This window comes from Microcoleus sp. MON1_C1 (genome assembly GCF_036701945.1).
Lineage (GTDB): Bacteria > Cyanobacteriota > Cyanobacteriia > Cyanobacteriales > Microcoleaceae > Microcoleus.
In genome coordinates this window covers 32,009-51,916 of record NZ_JAUBRO010000019.1, presented here as the reverse complement: position 1 = coordinate 51,916, position 19,908 = coordinate 32,009, and the positions used below count along the sequence as shown (strand labels likewise).

Below are 19,908 nucleotides of genomic sequence, written 5' to 3'. Positions count from 1 at the left end.
TTGATAGCACAGATAGGCCGCCAAATGAAGTCCGATTTTCCCAACCAATCCGAAACACCCCAATTTGAAGATGCAGCATCGCTGACAGTCGTTGCAGAAACCTATTACTCTCAAGGCAATTTAGCAGCAGCCGTCGCTGCTTGTCGCCGAGCTCTGGAATTGCAACCGGATTGGGCGGCGGCTTACGTGACAATGGGCAATGTGCAGCAAGCAAGCGGCCAAATTGAGGAAGCGATGCGGTTTTATTCCGAGGCGATCGCTCTGAATCCCGATTTTGCTGAGGCTTATGCTAATTTGGGCAGTATGCTCTACAAACAAGGGCATTTGGTGGAGGCGGTTGTCAATTACGAAAAGGCGATCGAACTTAAACCTAATTTGGCTGCTGCTTACTGGAATTTGGCAGGGGCACTGAAACAGCAGGGGCAGCCGGATGCAGCGGTAGCATACGAGCAAAAAGCTCTCGAACTCAATCCCCAGCTTGCTGAGGTAGATTTTCACTTAAATTTAGGAGATAAATTAGCGCGGCAAGGGAAGTTAGATGAGGCGGTGGCTGCATGGCAGCAGGCGATCGCATTCAAACCCGATTTAGCCGAAGCATACTGTCAAATTGGCCGAGTTTTGCGCCACCAGGGTCAATTTAAAGACGCAATACCCAACCTTCAAAAAGCCCTAGAAATTAAACCAGATTTTATTTCTGCCCACCAACATTTGTGCGGCATCCTCAGAGATACTAGCAATTTAGCTGCCGCGCGGCAAGCCGTGCACCAATACAGCCAAATGTGTGGCGAGACAGATCCAATTATGACCGCGATTTACTTCATCAGCACCTATCAAGTGTCGGGATTAAATCAAATTGCGGGCGATCGATTTTTAGAGCTAGAGTCGTACTTGCAGCAAAACTTAGAAACCGCTAGCCCGGTGGAAATTAAATCGCTTTATGCAAACTTGTTATTCAGCACGCCCTATTTGCGAGATGACTTGGCAGCCAACTCACAACTTTACAGATTAATTGCCCAAAAGTATATCGACCAATGTATTAAACCTAATTTTTCTCAACCCGCCAATTACAGTTTCAAACCAAGTGTTCCATCCAGCAAGTTAAAAATCGGCTTTTTGTCCAATCACTTCAGCCGCCATTCTGTAGGTTGGTGCAGCGCTGACATCATTCGCGAATTGTCCGAAATCACACCCAATGTGTATTTGTACGCTTCCGAAAGAATTATTCCTGACGATCGCACTCAGCAATTTGAAACTTGGGGCAAACTGACTTTTCCGACAACCTACCCGAACGGACTTGCCAATTCCGCAGAAATTATCGACAAAATTCAGCAAGATGAATTGGACGTTTTAGTTGATTTAGATTCTCTCAGCGTACCAGTTCACGCTGACATTCTCTACCAAAAACCCGCACCAGTTTGTGTTTCTTGGCTGGGATTTGACGCCCCTTACCTATCGCCGGAAAATTACTTTCTTACAGACTGGCACTCGCACCCAGCCGGGCGGGAAAAATATTATGACGAGCAGCTAATTAGGATGCCGGATTCCTTTGTAGCGGTGTCCGGTTTTCAGAGGTATGGAGTCGATCCCGTTGCTTTGAGAAGGTCGAATCGGATCGGTTTGGATCAGATAGTTTACCTGTGCGTTGCACCAGGCAGAAAATTCAATCACGAGTTGGTACAAGCCCAAGTTGCGATTCTCAAACAAGTGCCAAACAGTATTTTAATTCACAAAGCTTTAGGCGATGCTGCGGTGTTTGAGGCTGCATATCACCAAGCTTGCGAAGCTGAGAAAGTGAGCAAGCACCGAATTAAGTTTTTGCCAAGGTTTGCTACTGAGGAAGAACACAGAACTATCTATTTGCTGGCCGATGTTTTGTTAGATTCTTATCCTTACAACGGAGGAACTCACACTTTAGAGGCTTTGTGGTTTAATTTGCCAGTGGTGACTCGCACAGGAGAGCAATTTTTGTCGAGAATGGGTTATTCGTTTTTGCAGGCTTTGGGAATTGAAACTGGTGTGGCTTGGTCTTGGTCGGAATACGTGGAAGTTGGTGTGAAATTGGGTAAAGAACGTGAATTGAGAAATGCAATTAAAGCACAGTTGCTGAAATCTAAACTTCCAGCCAATTTGTCCCCGCTGTGGAATCCGAAAAAGTTTGCTGGTGATATGTATGCGGTGTTTGAAAAATTAGGTAAAATAGGATAAATGCTGACTAATGACTAATGACTTCAACACAGCCAACTATTAAGTTTTTAAAACAGCCGACTTCGGAAGCTTGGGTAGAACAGGCGATCGCCCATTTGGATACAATCTTATTAGACCATTCTCACTGCGAACGGAAAGCGGCGGGAGTAGCGTTAAATTTAATGTTTCGCTACCCAGCAAGGGAAAAATTGGTGAGGATGCTAACGGCGATCGCCCGCGAAGAATTAGAGCATTTCGAGCAAGTCAACCAGCGGTTAGAAAAGCGCAGCATTGCTTTAGGCCCTTTGGCTGCACCTCCTTACGGTGCTGGTTTGTCCGCCCAAATTCGCAAGCAGGAACCCGAAAGACTTTTGGATTCTTTGTTGGTTTCTGGTTTGATAGAAGCGCGCAGTCACGAACGGTTGGGGCTGCTGGGCGATCGTTGTCCCGACGCGGAATTAGCTAAGTTTTACCGCAGTTTGATGGCTTCGGAGGCGCGCCATTACGGTGTATATTGGATTTTGGCAACAACTTATTTCGATCGGGATATTGTGATGCAGAGGTTGGAGGAATTATCATTAGTAGAGAGCGAGTTGCTGGCAATACTTCATCCTGAACCGAGAATTCACAGTTAAAAGCTAGGTGCATTTAAAGACTGTAAAACACAAAAAATCAATATTTTTACAGTTGCTAAAGTCAACAAATAAATATTAAGTTGCAACCACTAATGAAAACCCAACATCTCGATTTTTTAATTCGTTCCTGGGAAACCCGCGATCGCGCTGAGGCGTTCTATTTAATTAGGGATGTTTTAGCAGAATACGGTTTAAAATGCGAACCTCACGGGGCAGATCGAGATGTCTATGATGTAGAACTACATTATCACAATCAAGGCGGCGAATTTTGGGTAGTTGAACGGCAGGATAAAATAGTCGGTACGGCGGCTTACTATCCGATTGAGCGCGGAAATAATGCTGTGGAAATTCGCAAAATGTATATTTTGCCCCCAGCAAGAGGACAAGGTTTGGGGAAATTTTTACTGCAAGAATTGGAAAGTAAAATTATCGCTCGCGGTTTTGATGAAATCTGGATTGAAACTGCTAGCATTCTCAAAGAAGCTGTGAGAATGTACGAAAATAGCGGATATCTACCGACAACGGGTGTGGAGACGCCAAGGTGCGATCGGGTTTACGTAAAATCTTTAGGTAGAAAAAACCTACAATAAGGTTTGTGTAAACAATGATTAATTTACTCAGTTTCAATCAACAACAGCAAATAGTTTTTCGGGGAGTCATTTCTGCTTTTATCTTCTCCCTTACCTTTGTACTGATTGGTTATTTTGTGATAGCGCTGCCCCTACCGCCCTTCAATACCCCAGAGTCGCGCCTAATTTTTACCCTTCGCTGCCAAATCTTTCCGCTACTGATGTTGTTTGCTGGCATAGTTGCAGTTGGGAACGGTAGATTTAGCAGCGCAGCCATCAACCCTTTAGCAAATGCCGAATCAAAAGCAATGCGGATTCATTTGCGTTATCTGATCAACAGGAAGAGAGCAATTTGTGTTGTTTTTTGTAGGCAGTTTAATTCTTTCTACCTTTTTAGATGCTTACAGCATCAAGCTGATTCCAATTTTGGCAACTTTGTTTGTTTTCGGAAGGATAGCGTTTTGGATAGGCTATCTCAAAGATCGGCGCGATCGAGCTTTTGGCCTGGGAGTTACTCTGTATGCTACTATTGCCGTACTAATTTATGATGCTTACCGCGTAGTATTTTTTAATAGCTGAGGGATGTGAGAGTTGTTTGAAATAAGACTTATGCTTTCATTAGTCCTATGAAACCCTAAAACTAGGAGGAAAATAAATGACTATCCCCACAGAAAACTCTCAGTCTCAAAATCAGGCTACCAACAAATTGCTAGACGGCCCTAAAGGCGCTAGATTTGTTCAGACAGTGCGGGGAATTTTAAATCCTCTGTATTATTTAGATAATAATTATCAGCGCTACGGCGATTTTTTTACCAGCAAATTCAGCAACTTTCCGCCGCAAGTAATTATTAGCCATCCTTTAGCTATTCAAGAAATTTTTACAGCCGATTCCAAACTCTTTGAATCCGGTACGGGAAACCAGATAGCGCTACCTTTAGTAGGCTCCAATTCGTTATTGTTGTTAGATGGCGATCGACATTTGCAGCAGCGCAAACTTTTAATGCCACCTTTTCACGGTGAACGCATGAAAGCTTACGGACAAATCATCTGCAATACCACCGAAAAAGTAATTAATAATTGGACTCCTGGTAACTCGGTTATCGCGCAATCAACTATGCAGGAAATTTCCTTGGAAGTAATTTTGCACGCGGTTTTCGGGCTGAGCGAAGGAGAACGCTACCAGCAAATTCAGCAACTAATTACTAATATGTTCAGCCTGTTTAGCAATCCATTAAGCGCTACCTTTTTGTTTATCAAGTCGTTGCAAAAAGATTTAGGTGCTTGGAGTCCTTGGGGAGGATTTATTCGACAAAGACAGCGTTTAGATGAACTGCTTTATCAAGAAATCCGCGAACGCAAAACTCTATCTCAACCCTTGGGAGAAGACATCCTGAGCTTGTTAATTTCCGCTAGTGACGAAGCAGGACAGCCGATGAGCGACGTTGAATTGCGGGATGAATTAATGACAATCTTATTCGCAGGACACGAAACTACAGCCACAGCTTTAGCCTGGGCTTTGTATTGGATTCACTACATCCCAGAAGTCCGTAAAAACCTGCTCCAAGAACTCAATTCTATTAATGTCGAAAATTGCGAGCCTGCGGAAATAAGTAAACTCCCGTATTTGAATGCTGTTTGTTGCGAAACCCTGCGGATTTATCCGATCCTATTTTTTACATTTCCGCGCCTTCTGCAAGCTCCGATGCAGTTAATGGGTTATAATATTCCCCAAGGAATGATACTTTCTACCTGCATTTATTTGGTTCACCATCGACCGGATATTTACCCGGAACCAAAGCGTTTTAAACCAGAACGTTTTCTAGAAAGGCAATTTTCGCCTTACGAATATTTGCCGTTTGGGGGAGGGAACCGCCGCTGTATTGGCACGGCATTTGCAATGTTTGAAATGAAGTTAGTATTGGCGAAAGTGCTGTCACGATACTCTTTAGAACTTGCAGAAAATCGTCCGGTTTTGCCAGTACGCCGGGGTTTGACAATGGCACCCGCTGGTGGTGTGCGTTTGGTGGTAAAGAGTAGGATTTGAATCCTATCAAATCCGGTGGAGCGAGCGGAGATGATATGATATCAATGCAACGGGTTTTAATTTATTTTTTGCCGCATAGGAATTTCGATCGCAAATTCGGAACCTTCTCCCAATACAGAATTGCAAGAAAGTTTGCCGCCGTGTTTTTCTACTATAATAGAGTGCGAAATCGCCAATCCTAAGCCAGTTCCTTTGCCAATGGGTTTAGTAGTGAAAAACGGGTCAAACAAGCGCTTTTGCACATCTTCGCTCATCCCGGGGCCGCTGTCAGCTATCCATATGGCAACGCTGTTAGTGTCGGTTACTTGGGTGCGAATCGTAATTGCGAGATTTTTGGCGGTGCGATTGGATTCCTTTATCTCCATTTCCAAGGCGTCTAGCGCATTGCTCAACAAATTCATAAATACTTGATTTAACTGACCGGGATAACATTCCACTAAAGGCAAATTACCGTATTCTTTAATCACATTAATTGTCGGGTGCTCGGGTTTATGTTTCAGGCGGTTTTGCAAAATCAGCAGCGTGCTTTCCAGGCCTTCGTGAATGTCAACTTGTTTCATTTCGGCTTCGTCAAGTCTTGAGAAAGTCCGCAGGCTCAAAACTATGTCGCGGATGCGATCGGCTCCGACTTTCATAGATGCTAAAATTTTCGGTAAATCTTCAATAAGATAATCAATTTCAAAGTCTTCCCTTGCATTTACAATTCTTGCGCTAGGCTGCGGGTATTCCTTCTGGTAAAGTTGCAGCATTTTTAGCAAGTTTTGAGTGTATTCGCTGGTGTAGCTGAGATTGCCGTAAATAAAGTTAACCGGGTTGTTAATTTCGTGGGCGACACCTGCTACTAATTGTCCCAAACTCGACATTTTTTCACTTTGAATTAATTGAGTTTGGGTGCGTTGGAGTTCGTGTAAAGTTTGTTCTAGCTGTTGAGTTTGAGCTTGAGCTAATCGGGCCGCTGTGCGGGTTTGGGTGTAGAGTTCGGCGTGGTCGATCGCGATCGCAATTTGAGCGACCACCGCTTGCATCAGTTCGACTTCCGATTCGCTCCAATTTCGCATGGATAGGGTCTGATAGCAGGTAATCACCCCAATATCGCCGGAAGCAGTATGAATTGGCAGCGACAGCACGGATTGAAATTTTGAAGCCTGGAAAAGTTCGCGCAATTCTACATCTTCAAAAGTGCTGACATCATCTATTCGCAGAATTTCTCGCCGCAAAATCTGTCGCACTGCGAGCCGAGATTTGTCATCTACAGGATAAGTGCCGAGTATACTCGGCAAATCTGCATTCTTCGCTTCGTAAGTTACGTCCCAAACCGGAGGATTCGTGTTGGGGCGATACCAAGTGAAAATGCACCAATCTAAGCGCATCAAATTGCGAATTTCTTGAACGGCGGTTTCTACAATTGTATCTAAATCTAAAGAAGTGCGGATTTGGTTGGCAATTTGATTGAGCAGTAGTTCTCGCTGAGCTTGTTGTCTGAGCGCTTGTTCCGATCGCACTAAAGTTTCTTCCGCAAGTTTGCGATCTGTTAAATCTTGGATAACTGCTTGGATAATTTTTTCATTTCCAACCTCGATGATTGTCAGCACGACTTCTGCGGGAAAATCTGTACCGTCTAAGCGCTGATAAACCCAATCAAAACGGTGGTTTCCCCGCTCAAAGGCGAGATCCATCATTTCGTTAATAAAGCTCAAAGAATCTCTGCCGTTGGGTTGGAAAGGAGGCGACAGTTGGCCGGGGTTTTTGCCGTACAACTGTTGCGGCGTAGTACAGCCAAATAGTTTTAGGGTGGCTGTGTTGGCATCGGTGATGCCATTGTCGCATAACATCAAAACGGGCAAACTGGTTAATTCGTAGAGCGATCGAAACTTGGCTTCCGACTGCTGCAATGCGGCTTCTGTTTGCTTGCGATTGGTAATGTCGGCAACCATTGCCAAAGCGCCCACATAGTGTCCCTTTTTGTCTAACAAGGGATTAGTAGAAAGTATCGCCCACAAGTCGCTGCCGTCTCGGCGAAGGAACTTAAAATCGTGTTGTTCGCGAATTCCTTGATTGCGGCGGTTGAGATTGGCTTGTGCGAGTGCGATGCCTTCTGCATCCATGAAAGCAAATAGCGACTGCCCGATCATTTCCTGTGGAGTGCAGCCGAGCATATCGGCCATTTTTTGGTTGACAAAAGTAGTTTTACCATCCGTATCTATCATCCAAATTCCTTCGTCTGCTGTCTCGACAATGCACCTGTATTTTTCCTCGCTTTCTCTGAGTTTTTCTTCTGCTAATTGGCGAGCCGTAATGTTTTGAGTCATTAGCAATCCGCCGATAATTTCTTGCCGTTCGTTTCTGACTGGCAAAGTATAACCGAGGTAAACCCGATCCCTGTAAATAAATTCTGTAACAACTGTTTCTCCGGCCAGTGCCGCCCGATAATTTGGCTCGAGGGCACCGCAAAAATCTGGCTCGAATACTTCCCTTATTGTCTTGCCTTCCATCAATTTTTTGGAAAGCCCCACGGCTGCTAATTCTGTACCTTCTACGAGGGTGAAGCGCATTTCTCGATCGAACAACATCACCGCACCGTTAGGAAAATTGCTTGCCATAGTGCGGTAAAGCTGTTCGCTTTTTTGCAGCGCAGCTTCTGCTTGTTTGCGAGCGCTAATGTCAATTATGACTGCACCGATGCCGAGAGCCTCGCCATCTTTGTCTAGCAAGGGAAAATAAGAGCCTGTCAGGTGTCGGACAAACCCAGGCTTTCTGGGATTGTCACCACTCATCTCGATATTAATTAAGGGTTGTTTCGTCCTCAAAATTTGTTCGTACAAAGGCTCTACAATTGGAGCGATATTCGGCAATATTTCGCGTACAGCCTTGCCTATGTGCTCTTCAGGACTCAGGCAATTTATTTCTGCTAGAAATTGATTAATTTGCACGTACCGCAGTTGGGAGTCCAAAATGCAAAGTCCCGCCGGCGCCTCCTTCAAAAAGGCATCAAATAGTGCTTGTCTCTGTGCTAATTCTTGTTCTAAAGCTTTGCAAATGCTGAGATCTGTTAAAGAACCCATCATTCCCACAACTTCTCCCGTTTTGTCTTTCAAGAGCGAAAGCATCAGGTGCGAGGAAATTTTTTCTCCTGATTTATGGCGTGTTATAACTTCTATTTCATGCTCGCCTTTTTCTTGTAGCGGTTTGATGACTTGCTCTAACAAAAATTCGTGCTGTTCGGGCGGGTAAATTAGAGAAATGTGCTGTCCGATAGCCTCAGTTTTTTCATAGCCGTATAACTTTTGGCAGGCTTGATTCCAAAAGGTGATCGAGCCGTCCATATCTGTAGAAATCACCGCTTCGTGGATTTGGTCGATAATTTGACTTTGGAGACGCAATTTTTCTTGAGCCTGTTCCAGTTCGGCGATTTTTTCTTCGAGTAGTTTCTGAGTTTTTTCCACTTCGGCAGTCTGCTTTGTCAGCAATTTTCCCAGATGTGAATGGCTGTGCGGCGGCGCTGATTCCAGCGGCTCGCTATTTTCTGGCTCAGGATTAAAAATTTCTTCAGCGCTCAGCCAAATCGCACACTCTCCCCCTGTTTCAATAGCCCGCTCAGAAACTCGCACGGGTACGAGATGGTTGTTTTTATGTTTGTATGCTGCTTCGCAAAGACCCGTGCAGCTATCCGCGCACTGCGTTTGCTGAATTTCCCAGTAGTTGAGGTGAAGAGTTTCTGCCACTGTGCGGCCGATAATACTTGCAAAAGCTGGATTTACGTCGAGAAGAGTCCCGTCCGTCCGGCACAATGCCAGCCCTATCGGGCTGAGTTCTAACAATTGGCGGCGGGAGCGATCGCGCTTGGCTTTTCCTAACTGGCTTTGCATCTGACCTAGCTGGACTTGGTTTATTTAATTATATCTTTTCACGTTGTTTATTGCTGTAACTTTTATCCTTCATTAAGCAAGAGAGAAGAAGGAAGAAGGATGACTTCCTTCTTCCTTCTATTAATCGCGGGCAATACCTTCGGATCTGGCGGCCAACTGCACTGCACCGGCGACAGCAATGGCAACTCTTTCATCAAAAACAGACGGTATAATGTGCTCTTTGTCAAGCTGGGAAGGACTGACTAAAGAGGCGATCGCATAAGCTGCTTCCAAATACATACTGGTCGTAATCGTGGTTGCTTTGCAGTCCAAAGCACCTCGAAATATCCCCGGAAATGCCAAAACATTGTTAATTTGATTCGGGTAGTCGCTGCGTCCGGTTGCGATAATCGCCGCATCTTCCACAATTAATTCTGGCTGAATTTCGGGAATGGGATTTGCCATTGCAAAAACAATGGGATTCTCGGCCATGGAACGCACCATCGAACGGGTGACTACGCCGGGGGCGCTGACGCCTAAAAATACATCGGCACCGGCGATGGCATCTTCCAAAGTACCGCTCGAAGCCACAGCAAATTCTAGTTTTTCTGGGTTCATATCCGTGCGGTCTTGGGAGAGGACGCCTTTGGAGTCGCACATGATGATGTTTTGGGCACCTGCTTTACGCAGCAAGCGGGCGATCGCGACTCCTGCCGCACCGGCTCCGTTAATCACGATACACACTTCTTCTATTGTTTTTTTCACGAGTTTCAAGGCATTAATTAATGCTGCCAAACTAACAATCGCTGTGCCGTGCTGGTCGTCGTGAAAGATCGGAATATCTAAGCTTTCCCGCAATCTTGCTTCGATTTCAAAGCAGCGGGGAGAAGAAATATCTTCGAGGTTAACGCCACCAAAAACCGGGGCGATATTCTGCACTGTGCGAATAATTTCCTCGGTATCTTGGGTATTCAAACAGATAGGAAAGGCGTCAATACCTGCAAATTCTTTAAATAGCATGGCTTTGCCTTCCATGACTGGCAGTGCGGCGGCAGGGCCGAGGTTTCCCAGCCCCAAAACTGCGCTACCGTCGGTAACAATGGCAACAGTATTTTGTTTGATTGTGAGGTTGTAAACTTGTTGGGGGTCATTGGCGATCGCAGTGCAGATGCGGCCGACTCCAGGGGTGTAGGCCATTGCCAAATCTGACTGGCGTTTGAGGGAAATTTTGCTAACTACGCTGATTTTTCCGCCGCGGTGCAAGTTGAAAGTGCGATCGTACACATCGATCACTTTGATATCCGGCAGCGCTTTCACTGCTTGGAGTATTTCTTCGTTGTGCTCGGTGCTGTAAGCATCGACGGTGATATCGCGAATGGTAGTGGCGCGGGTTTGCTCGATCAAATCGATTTGGCCGAAGTTGCCGCCAACAGATGCGATCGCACTGGTGACTGTTGCCAGCATTCCCGGCCGGTTCGGCAGAGCAACCCGAATTGTTAAACTAAAGCTGGGGTTCGGTGTCAGTTTTACCATTATGTCTTGATTTCAGATTTGAGAATTTCAATCTTAGATTTTATCGCCAATGTTATGCATAAAATTTAATAATTCACATTTTCAACTGAAATTTTTAACAAATTCTATGAGCTTGTGATACGAGCGCTCTGCACTGCCAAGCGTGTCGCTGGGAAACTCATCTTTTTTTGAGTAGAGCTTTCCTCTGTGTATAGCTTGTGACTCGCTCACAAACAGCCTATTTTCTGTCAAGTTCGCCGCGAACCGCGAATATGAAGCGCGGGGCTAGAAATCCGGTTTCTAATGTCAACGTCCGCAAGTCTTATCTATTTTTGAGAATATTTCTGTTTATTCTGAACATCAGCAGATATTTCCCAAAAGTCTATTCTCCAGCGATACCGCCTAATTCCTGCTGCTGTCTTTTGAAGCGAGACACCCAGGAGAGTTGATGCGGCTTTTTGGTGGCCTTTATTGGGGAGTTAAAAAGTAGATGCACGGCTGCTTGAGCCTGCAGGTAAAAATCTGAGCGACTGACAAGCGGGCATTTGATATATATATGTTGCCTGCTTGTTTAACACTTGCCAAGGATTGCGAGTGCAACCTTGCAAACGATCTAATTACCTGCACGCTTTGCCCGATAATTCCAGCGACTGTAACTAACAGACAATCTATCCCGCGCCGGCACAGGCACAGCTTGGGCCGAACCGTGCACAGTTGCTGGTTGCTAACTGTCAATTTTATCGATCGGCCGCAGCATCGGCCCATATAATAGTAAAGAATTTGCAAGCCAGACAATCCGGGGGAACTTTTTCTAAGTTTTGCAGATCGACTGATTGCTCTGCCTCGCTGCCGGCGGGAAGTATGCACAGGGCAACCTGTCCGACTCCTGCCATGAGTTCGGCAACTCGCTCCAAAATACTGTCCATTTTGTCAATTAGTTGCTCTGCTGCATCCAGACTCGGCGCGATGATGAAAAAGGTTTTGACTCCATCGGGACAAGGGGCGAAGCCGAGGGTAGACTCTCGCAATAGTGCTTGGGTGGAGAGACTGAAACCGTCGTAGAAGCGATCGATTACTGCTTGATAAAAGACTTGGGTCAGAGAGCGATCGCCAAAAATAGGTTGAGATAACATAACTGCTTCCTTTCGTAGGATTTTTGGGTGCATTGAAAAAATTTTAACATACCTTAATGTAAGGGATTTAACTAAACGATCAAGCGATCGAGATCATGGACTTGATGTGACATTTTTAAATTTGTGTAGCGATCGCAACTGTGATAAAATGTACTGTGTGTTAGCGCTGCCAGTGATGTTTATCGCATCCGCAGCTCAAAGCTAAGTACAAAATTTCCTAGTAGGTGAGGAGAGGGGGAGAGGGCCAGAGGGAGAGAACCAGAGGGAAATTACCTACGTAGTAAAAGTATTATTGGCAAAAAGTGCTGAATCTAGAGTTTAAAATAAACATCCAATCAAAATATTCAAGATGAACTCGATCGCCCAACAGTTAAAAGCAAAATTTGAAAAAGCATTCACCGCTGCATTCGGCGACAGTTATGCAGGTGCAGATCCGATGCTAGCCGCCGCCAGCAATCCCAACTTTGGGGACTTTCAGTGCAACGCGGCGATGAGTTTGGGGAAAAAGTTAGGAAAGCCGCCGCGGGCGATCGCCTCGACAATTATCGAACACCTAGATATTACTGACATCTGCGAAACCCCAGAAATCGCCGGGCCGGGTTTTATCAATTTGAAGCTGAAACCGGCTTATTTGGAAGCGCAAATTAGTGCGATCGCCGGCGACTCGCGTTTGGGGGTTGAACCGGCGAAAACGCCTCAGACAATCGCGATCGACTTTTCGAGTCCGAATATAGCCAAGGAAATGCACGTCGGACATTTGCGATCGACAATCATCGGAGATGCGATCGCCCGCATCCTCGAATTTCAAGGCCACGACGTACTCAGAATCAACCACATCGGCGACTGGGGCACCCAATTCGGAATGCTGATCGCATACTTGCGCGAAGTTCACCCCGAAGCCCTCACAACCGCTGACGCCCTAGACTTAGGAGATTTAGTCGCATTTTACCGCCAAGCAAAACAGCGCTTTGACACAGACGAAACCTTCAAAGAAACCGCCCGCCAAGAAGTAGTAAAACTGCAAGCAGGCGCCGAAGACACCCGCCGCGCTTGGAAATTGCTGTGCGATCAATCGCGCCGCGAATTTCAAGTAATATACGACTTGCTCGATATCAAATTAACCGAACGCGGCGAATCGTTTTACAATCCTCTATTGCCCGCAGTAGTCGAAGATTTAACTAATCTAGGTTTGCTAGTAGAAAGTGACGGCGCGAAATGCGTTTTTGTAGACGGTTTCACCAACAAAGAAGGCGAACCACTGCCGCTAATTGTGCAGAAAACCGACGGCGGCTACAATTACGCCACAACAGATTTAGCAGCAGTGCGCTACCGCATCCACAAAGACAATGCAAAGCGCTTAATTTACGTCACCGATTCGGGACAAGCAAACCATTTTGCCCAAGTATTTGCAGTTGCGAGAAAAGCAGGTTGGATTCCTGAAGATGTCGAAATTGTCCACATTCCCTTCGGTTTGGTATTGGGAGAAGATGGCAAAAAATTAAAAACTCGTTCTGGGGAAACGGTGCGGTTGCAGGATTTGTTAGATGAGGCGATCGTCCGCACGCGCCAAGATTTGGAAGACAGATTAAAAGCCGAGGAAAGACAGGAAACTGAGGAATTTATTGCTAACGTATCTCGAACAATTGGTTTGAGTGCCGTTAAGTATGCAGATTTAAGTCAAAATCGCGCCAGTAACTATATTTTCAGTTACGACAAAATGCTCGCATTGCAAGGAAATACCGCTCCTTATATGCTGTATGCTTACGTGCGCGTGCAGGGAATTCGCCGCAAAGGTGAGATTAATTTTGATAACTTAGATGCTGGTGCGAAAGTAATTTTGCAATCCGACCCCGAGTTGGTATTGGCAAAGCATTTATTGCAGTTGAATGAAGTTGTAAATGCTGTGGGCGGGGACTTGTTGCCGAATCGAATTTGTCAGTATTTGTTTGAATTGAGTCAAAAGTTCAATCAATTTTTTGAGCAATGTCCGGTTTTGAAAGCTGAGGAACCCTTGCGGACTTCGCGGTTGATTTTGTGCGATTTGACGGCGAGGACTTTGAAGTTGGGTTTGGAGTTGTTGGGGATTAAGGTCTTGGAAAGAATGTAATTTTTTAACCCCTTTGCACTCACGAACCGCCTCAAGTCTTGAACTATACCGCTGCAACCAGAAATCATATTACCCGAAATCTGGACACGGCAGTGCCGTTTCCCTACAATTAATCAGGCGATGGTTATATGTCTCATCGAGTGCTCATGATTATTTTGGGGTAGGGAAACGGCATTGCCGTGTCCAGAGTTGCCGTGTTTTCGATGATTATATCCGATCGCTGAAATTCATCGGCAAAGTAAACCTTAATTGAAGGAGAATATTCTGTAAGCGCGATCGCGCTTAACTTAGTGCCCTTCAATCATGGATTTATGGGTTTATGGCAACTTTTATCACACCATCTCGTTGATTGCCGAATAATTCATACGCTTCTTTTATTTGATCTAGCTTAAACCTGTGTGTGATCATAGGTCTCAGGTCGGCACGAGCGGACTGTATGATATTTATCAGCCGCCGCATACGTTCTTTTCCACCGGGGCAGAGACTGGTAACAATTTTCTTATCTCCGATACCGGCGGCAAAGGCATCTACAGGAATGGTAAGTTTTCCAGAATACACTCCTAGACTCGATACAATTCCGCCGGGTTTAACCACACGCAAACACGCTTCAAAGGTTTCCTGAATACCGAGTGCTTCAATCGCTACATCTACACCACGACCATTGGTCAAATCCAGGATCGCTTCGACTGGATTGCACTCTTTATAATTTAAAACAATGTCGGAGCCAAGCATTTGGGACATTTTCAGGCGTGTCGGATTGCTGCTCACGGCAATGATTTTGGAAGCACCTCTGAGTCTGGCACCGACAGTTGCGCTCATACCAATTGGTCCTTGGGCAAATATGGCGACTGTATCACCAATCTTGATATTTCCGCTTTCGGCACCACTGAAACCTGTACTCATAACATCTGGACACATAAGCACCTGTTCGTCGGTTAATTCGTCAGGTATGGGAGTCAAATTGGCGATTGCGTTCGGCACTAGCATATATTCCGCCTGAGAACCATCAATGGTATTGCCGAAGCGCCAACCACCCAGTGGCTTACCGCCGCACTGCGCTTGGTATCCGTCAAGACAGAAATTGCACTGACCACAAGGAGTTATAGCACCAGCAAGAATACGCTGTCCTATTTCATAGCCGTGAACTCCTGCGCCGAGTTCTGCAATGACGCCAACTGGTTCATGTCCTAGTGTCCGTCCAGGCTGGACGGGTACTTCACCTTTGAGTATATGAACATCTGTGCCACAGATTGTCGTCGTGGTGATTTTAATCAGTGCATCAGTAGGCCCAATCTCAGGAATTGGTTTTTCTTGAATTTCGATTCGCCCTTTTTCTACAAAAACGGCGGCTTTCATCTTTCGCATAAATTTTTTACACAATTTTTAAGATGATACTATGTAACATCAATACAGCGCTTTTCTTTCTGCGCGTCTCCTTGCTCCCCTATTTGTGACTGCCATTCGGCTTATATCCCTCTTTTGTCACTTTCGGGTGAAACCTTGAATCTTCATGGACTGTATCCTCGAAAAATCGTCAATTTATCCGAGAGTGATGAAGGATCGCTGCGTCCTAACCGCCGGGGCGGTTGCTCTAACGCTTACACAGTCGGAGGAGCAAGCGTTTCAGGAGGAACTTGGTAGGATTGAGCCAGAGGCACAGGAGCAGGTTATGCAGATTGTTACCAGTTGGATGCAGACAGGGATTGAGCAAGGGAGACGCGAAGGGATTCAGGAAGGGATTCGCCTTGGCAAAGTTTCTCTGGTGATGCGTTTGCTGCATCGTCGTCGGAGAAAGGAAAAACAACCGTAAACGATAATTGCGCTGAAATTAATCAGCAAAGTAAACCTTAATTGAAAAAGACTCACTCTCCATCAATACCTTCCCACAGTTCCGATACAGGTCTAGTTTTTCCTGTCTTTATTTCCAGCCATGCTTGCCGAAAGCTTTCTTCTGGAGATGGGAGTGCTTCTTCGTCTTCGTTAGCAAGAACAATAACGCCAACTCTGCGTCCAGCAAATTTTTCGGATAGGGCGAGAATCTCTTCCCAAGTTCCCTCTAGTTCTCACAGTTGTGATGTCATTACTTTTACTTATTTGGAAATTTAAATTTAGTTAATTGTAGCGCATCTCTAAAATCGAGCCTTTACGGCTTTTTGTTAACAATTAAGGTTTCCAAGATGCCTTTAAACATTGTTACGACAATTGGGCGATCGTTATCTCTGACAAAAATATCGTAATTGGGACTTGAGTTAATTTCAATCAACCAATATGCTCCGTTTTTATCGAGTGCTATGTCAAGCCCCGCATAATTAATCGCAATTTCAGCAAAAACAGGTTTAACAAAATCTTCAATCTCAGACATGAGATTGGGATTAATTATATGTTTGGCTTTTGCACCTTCCCAGTGCAGCGGGCTTAAATTCCCCGCAAATTTAGCCTGAGATTTGTCTTTCTCGTACAGCAAAACTAGCTTTTCTTTGCAGAATACAGCCCGATATTCGTGGGCAATTTCGATATATTCTTGAGCTAGGGCCACATAGTCATAATCTTTACTGTTGACGTTAAATATAATTTCTAGGGCTTCTTTAATTTGCTCTCTACTTTCACACAAAAAAACATTGTTGCCACCAGCACCGCGATTTCTTTTGAGAATCACCGGGAAAGCGAATTTTTTGTTTACTTCTAAAACTATTGATTCAATATCTGGGGAACTCAAATACTTTTTATACTTCTCCTCGCAGTAAGGCGAGACAAAACCGAGAGTTCTGGGAGTATTTATTTTGCCGTTTAATAGTTGATAGGTATATTCTTTGTCTTTAAAAATCTCTGCTACTGAGGCGCTGTTAAATGGCGTCATGTAATTGACAAAATAATATTCTTCGCCGCCCTGTTTGAGTCTAATCAAGTTTTGGGAAGGATGCAGGATTTCGTAAGGGATATTTAATTCCTCACAAGCTGCCAGCAGGATTTCAATATTGGTTAGCATAAAATGTAACTTAATTAGAAATTAATTTTAAAGATTTGAGATTAGAGAATCGCTTCCCAATCTCAAACCTCAAATTCGTTAGCGCAGCCCTCGAAGAGGATCGCACTTTTATCCAAACAACCGCTGCTGTCCGTTTGCGGCATCTTTCCCGGCATAAATCTCGCGCGTTCCCTTGGGAATGTAAATCCAATCGAATTCTTGCAAGCGGTTTGTCAAATTGGAAATGCTCACTCCCAACTCATCTCTCATTTTGTATAAATGCGACCACTTTGTTAAATCGCGTCCCTGTCTTTTTTCCTCCAAAATACACCGAGGCATCAACAAACAGCTTGCAAAATATTGCGCTTGCCATTCGATCGACAAAACCTTATTATCAGCACTCGCACCCCGACAAACAAACGGTTCCTCGACATCCTGGGCTGCTTTTCCTTCATTCCCTAAGTTTAATTCCAACTGTTCCACAGTGCCGTCTGCTTCGTCTTGATTGACGTGTAGCACCCAGTGGCCGATTTCGTGGGCGATCGTCGATTCGATGAAACCCGGCGGTTTTTCGAGAATCTGTTCGTTGATTTCGATTAACCGCTGCTGCGGCAAAATCCTCGCCGCGATCGCACCTTCTTCATCCGGCTCAATGCACTCCCAAACTACGCCTAAATCCAGAAAATCAGCAACCGTTGTCGCATCAAAAGGCCATCTCGGAGCAAAATTTTGCGTTTTCTGCATCTGCATCAAGATGTCATTTGCAAAACGCTCGATCGTTTCTTTGGGATAGAAGCAATACGGCTTAAAGATACTCACTATGAGGGGCCTCTCTTACGCTTCAAAAGACTGTTTGAGCCAATCTGGATTTTCTTGCATTCGCCGGAAAAGAGCCTGCATTTCCTTCGGATTCTGCTTCAGCAGCGCTTCGTACTGCTGCGGTAGTCTCCCCGCCAAGAAAATCAATTCCTCTTCGTTTATGTCTAGATTTCGCGCTAATGCTCGGATTACGTCCTCTTTTGGCGCATAATCCGCTCGATCGTTCTCCAACTTAGACAAATAAGTAAAATCCACACTTAGCATAGCAGCTAGCTCACGTTGTGAGTAAGCTTTGTCCTTGCGAGCTTGACGGATCAGTCTTCCAAATGTTTGTTCCACGGTTTTTCGCCTCCTGACAAGCATTCTAGCCTGTTTTGATGAAAAGTTCAACAAAATACTTGACGGGAAAATCAACCCGCGCTACTATGAGGTTAGTTGACGGTTTAATCAACCTACTAAGCCTGACTGGTAGGGTTAAGGGTGGAAATTAGCCTAGCTCACACGCTACATATAGCGTCGTCAACTTCAGAGGAGTGAGAAGCGCTGGGCGTCAAAACGCTTGTACGCAGCAAATAAGGAGGAGCAGATAGCAAATGCTGAGAACCTGGACAGACACGCATTACAAGCTCGAAGACGATGACTGGCTATACATCGCCACCCACGAAGAACAAAGCTCAGCCTCACTGGTTTGTCCCGGCTACGCGCGGGATGGCGAAGGGTTCAGCATCCACTTCACCCCAGCGCACTTAGAAACGTTAGAGCATTTGCTCGCCGCGCTGCGGATTATCAAAGCTCAACAAGAGGCGGTGCTTGAGTATACCTATCCAGAACCAAAAGCGACAACACATCTGATTAGGTAATGGAAGTTCGGCCACGAGCAATGTACGAGATTTAACGGATTACCAATTACCAATTCCCCGTAAAGCAATAAAAAACTAAGGAAAAACGAACAATGACTAAAACACAAGAAAGACCTACATTTTCAGTATTTGGTGCCAAACCGAGCAATGCTTTGCTAGTACCAGAAATCCCGATCGCAGTACGTAACAATTGCCAGGCCGGCCAGTGGACAATTGGCGACACCGACTACGGTTCCAAGTGTTCCATGACAATCCTCAAATTTTCCAAATTCTTCGGTTCCCTAGGTCAAACTTCCCACACACTGTGGGGTCAACTGTGGTTTGTCGCAGAAAGTGGCGAATTGCCGCAAGGAGTTGTCATGGTGACATACATAAAAAACCGCAGCTTGAACGATTTTAACCGCTTGGTAGCATCAGTTCAATCTCGCGGCGTAGAACCTGCCACCGGGATTTTTATTCCCGAATTTGTCAAGCATTCCGGTCAGAAACCAGACGACAGCGGAGTAGTAAAACCGATCAACTACTACAGCTTGAAATGGTCTTGGAACGAGCGGAAAGATTGGGCGGTTATCGACCAAGCCGCAGCAGTTTTGTCAGATTCTAGCAATCAATCGCGGATGATTGACTTAGAAGGAACAAGGGCGATGGTGTGTTTAGATAACCTGCCGGCGCAGCAAGTTGCCTGCTTGATGGCCGCTCACGCTGGCGGTGAAAGCGATGCTATTGCTTTGAATTCCAACGGCGGTATGTCGCTACCGCCAGCGGAAGACAAATCAACTGCTGACTTGTTCTAATTCTGTTGTAAAGGCGCGATTTAATCGCGCCTTTACCATAACTGTTACAACAGAGTGAAATGAAGAAATTAACAAACCTGAAAACCCAACCCAACCTGCAAGAAAGCCCTTTGAGAGAGAATCTTGAGCTGCTCGACCAAATTCGGGCAGACGCAGTTAACGACATCGAAAGTCTCACCGAAGACTTCCAACACATGACTTTAGTTGCCGAATCTGTCCAGCGGAATTACCGAGCTTTGTTAGCCGAAAATCAATTGCTAAAAGGCACACTTTTAAGTATAATTGATGAGTGCGGCTGCGGGCAAGGAAATCGGTGCGATCGCTGCTGGAAACTTCTCAAAATTCTAGCCAGCGCCAATCCCGAAGAAAAACCCGACGCCGCCAGAAAGTACCGAGCCATTCTCAGCCAACTCCGCAACTTAGTATAACTGAAAACGTCTC

Annotated in this window: 17 protein-coding genes; 10 read left to right on the top strand and 7 right to left on the bottom strand. The window is 45.4% G+C overall.

The features are described 5' to 3' along the window. Positions 1-24 precede the first annotated feature (24 nt). The 5 genes from QUA62_RS12950 to QUA62_RS12930 all read left to right on the top strand — a co-directional run bounded on the left by QUA62_RS12950 (position 25) and on the right by QUA62_RS12930 (position 5,432). Positions 25-2,205 (top strand): tetratricopeptide repeat protein, encoded by a 2,181-nt coding sequence (locus QUA62_RS12950; RefSeq protein ID WP_333404456.1) that lies wholly within the window; start codon positions 25-27, stop codon positions 2,203-2,205. A 17-nt stretch (positions 2,206-2,222) separates the two neighbouring features. Further along, positions 2,223-2,819, top strand: coding sequence for a tRNA isopentenyl-2-thiomethyl-A-37 hydroxylase MiaE (locus tag QUA62_RS12945; RefSeq protein WP_190662242.1), 597 nt, complete (start codon positions 2,223-2,225; stop codon positions 2,817-2,819). A gap of 92 nt (positions 2,820-2,911) precedes the next feature. After that, the gene (locus QUA62_RS12940; RefSeq protein WP_333404455.1) at positions 2,912-3,409 is read left to right on the top strand and encodes a GNAT family N-acetyltransferase; all 498 of its coding nucleotides are present in this window, start codon (positions 2,912-2,914) and stop codon (positions 3,407-3,409) included. Positions 3,410-3,742: 333 nt separating this feature from the next. Beyond that, positions 3,743-3,967 carry an MAPEG family protein gene (locus QUA62_RS12935; protein ID WP_333404454.1) on the top strand — a complete coding sequence of 75 codons (225 nt, stop codon included), beginning with the start codon at positions 3,743-3,745 and terminating at the stop codon, positions 3,965-3,967. Between the two features lie 76 nt (positions 3,968-4,043). Continuing rightward, a complete protein-coding gene (locus QUA62_RS12930) occupies positions 4,044-5,432 on the top strand; it encodes a cytochrome P450 (protein ID WP_333404453.1) in 1,389 nt (462 codons plus the stop codon). Between the two features lie 56 nt (positions 5,433-5,488). Here QUA62_RS12930 and QUA62_RS12925 read toward each other — a convergent pair whose 3' ends face one another. The 3 genes from QUA62_RS12925 to QUA62_RS12915 all read right to left on the bottom strand — a co-directional run bounded on the left by QUA62_RS12925 (position 5,489) and on the right by QUA62_RS12915 (position 11,922). After that, positions 5,489-9,298, bottom strand: coding sequence for a PAS domain S-box protein (locus tag QUA62_RS12925; RefSeq protein WP_333404452.1), 3,810 nt, complete (start codon positions 9,296-9,298; stop codon positions 5,489-5,491). Positions 9,299-9,418: 120 nt separating this feature from the next. Further along, on the bottom strand, positions 9,419-10,810 hold the full coding sequence (locus QUA62_RS12920) for a malic enzyme-like NAD(P)-binding protein (protein ID WP_333404451.1): 1,392 nt from the start codon (positions 10,808-10,810) through the stop codon (positions 9,419-9,421). A 716-nt stretch (positions 10,811-11,526) separates the two neighbouring features. After that, the gene (locus QUA62_RS12915) at positions 11,527-11,922 is read right to left on the bottom strand and encodes a hypothetical protein (protein ID WP_333404450.1); all 396 of its coding nucleotides are present in this window, start codon (positions 11,920-11,922) and stop codon (positions 11,527-11,529) included. A gap of 349 nt (positions 11,923-12,271) precedes the next feature. Here QUA62_RS12915 and argS point away from each other — a divergent pair, with 349 nt between their 5' ends. Next, on the top strand, positions 12,272-14,029 hold the full coding sequence (gene argS, locus QUA62_RS12910) for an arginine--tRNA ligase (protein WP_333404449.1): 1,758 nt from the start codon (positions 12,272-12,274) through the stop codon (positions 14,027-14,029). A gap of 309 nt (positions 14,030-14,338) precedes the next feature. Here argS and QUA62_RS12905 read toward each other — a convergent pair whose 3' ends face one another. Then, entirely contained in the window at positions 14,339-15,385 is a 1,047-nt protein-coding gene (locus tag QUA62_RS12905; RefSeq protein ID WP_333404448.1) for an NAD(P)-dependent alcohol dehydrogenase, read from the bottom strand. Positions 15,386-15,539: 154 nt separating this feature from the next. On the opposite strand from QUA62_RS12905, the gene QUA62_RS12900 reads away from it, so the two are divergent. After that, on the top strand, positions 15,540-15,839 hold the full coding sequence (locus QUA62_RS12900) for a hypothetical protein (protein ID WP_333404447.1): 300 nt from the start codon (positions 15,540-15,542) through the stop codon (positions 15,837-15,839). Between the two features lie 333 nt (positions 15,840-16,172). Here the strand turns inward: QUA62_RS12900 and QUA62_RS12895 are convergent, their stop codons facing one another. The 3 genes from QUA62_RS12895 to QUA62_RS12885 all read right to left on the bottom strand — a co-directional run bounded on the left by QUA62_RS12895 (position 16,173) and on the right by QUA62_RS12885 (position 18,152). After that, on the bottom strand, positions 16,173-17,015 hold the full coding sequence (locus QUA62_RS12895) for a YheC/YheD family protein (RefSeq protein WP_333404446.1): 843 nt from the start codon (positions 17,013-17,015) through the stop codon (positions 16,173-16,175). Positions 17,016-17,123: 108 nt separating this feature from the next. Beyond that, positions 17,124-17,813: an ImmA/IrrE family metallo-endopeptidase gene (locus QUA62_RS12890; RefSeq protein ID WP_333404445.1), complete on the bottom strand. Its 690-nt coding sequence runs from the start codon at positions 17,811-17,813 to the stop codon at positions 17,124-17,126. Between the two features lie 15 nt (positions 17,814-17,828). Further along, the gene (locus QUA62_RS12885) at positions 17,829-18,152 is read right to left on the bottom strand and encodes a helix-turn-helix domain-containing protein (protein ID WP_172189318.1); all 324 of its coding nucleotides are present in this window, start codon (positions 18,150-18,152) and stop codon (positions 17,829-17,831) included. 254 nt (positions 18,153-18,406) lie between these two features. On the opposite strand from QUA62_RS12885, the gene QUA62_RS12880 reads away from it, so the two are divergent. The 3 genes from QUA62_RS12880 (at position 18,407) to QUA62_RS12870 (ending at position 19,895) form a co-directional block, all read left to right on the top strand. Continuing rightward, positions 18,407-18,673: a hypothetical protein gene (locus tag QUA62_RS12880; RefSeq protein ID WP_190662273.1), complete on the top strand. Its 267-nt coding sequence runs from the start codon at positions 18,407-18,409 to the stop codon at positions 18,671-18,673. 92 nt (positions 18,674-18,765) lie between these two features. Continuing rightward, entirely contained in the window at positions 18,766-19,467 is a 702-nt protein-coding gene (locus QUA62_RS12875; RefSeq protein WP_333404444.1) for a hypothetical protein, read from the top strand. 59 nt (positions 19,468-19,526) lie between these two features. Next, positions 19,527-19,895, top strand: a complete 369-nt coding sequence (locus QUA62_RS12870) for a hypothetical protein (protein WP_333404443.1) — start codon at positions 19,527-19,529, stop codon at positions 19,893-19,895. Positions 19,896-19,908: the final 13 nt, after the last annotated feature.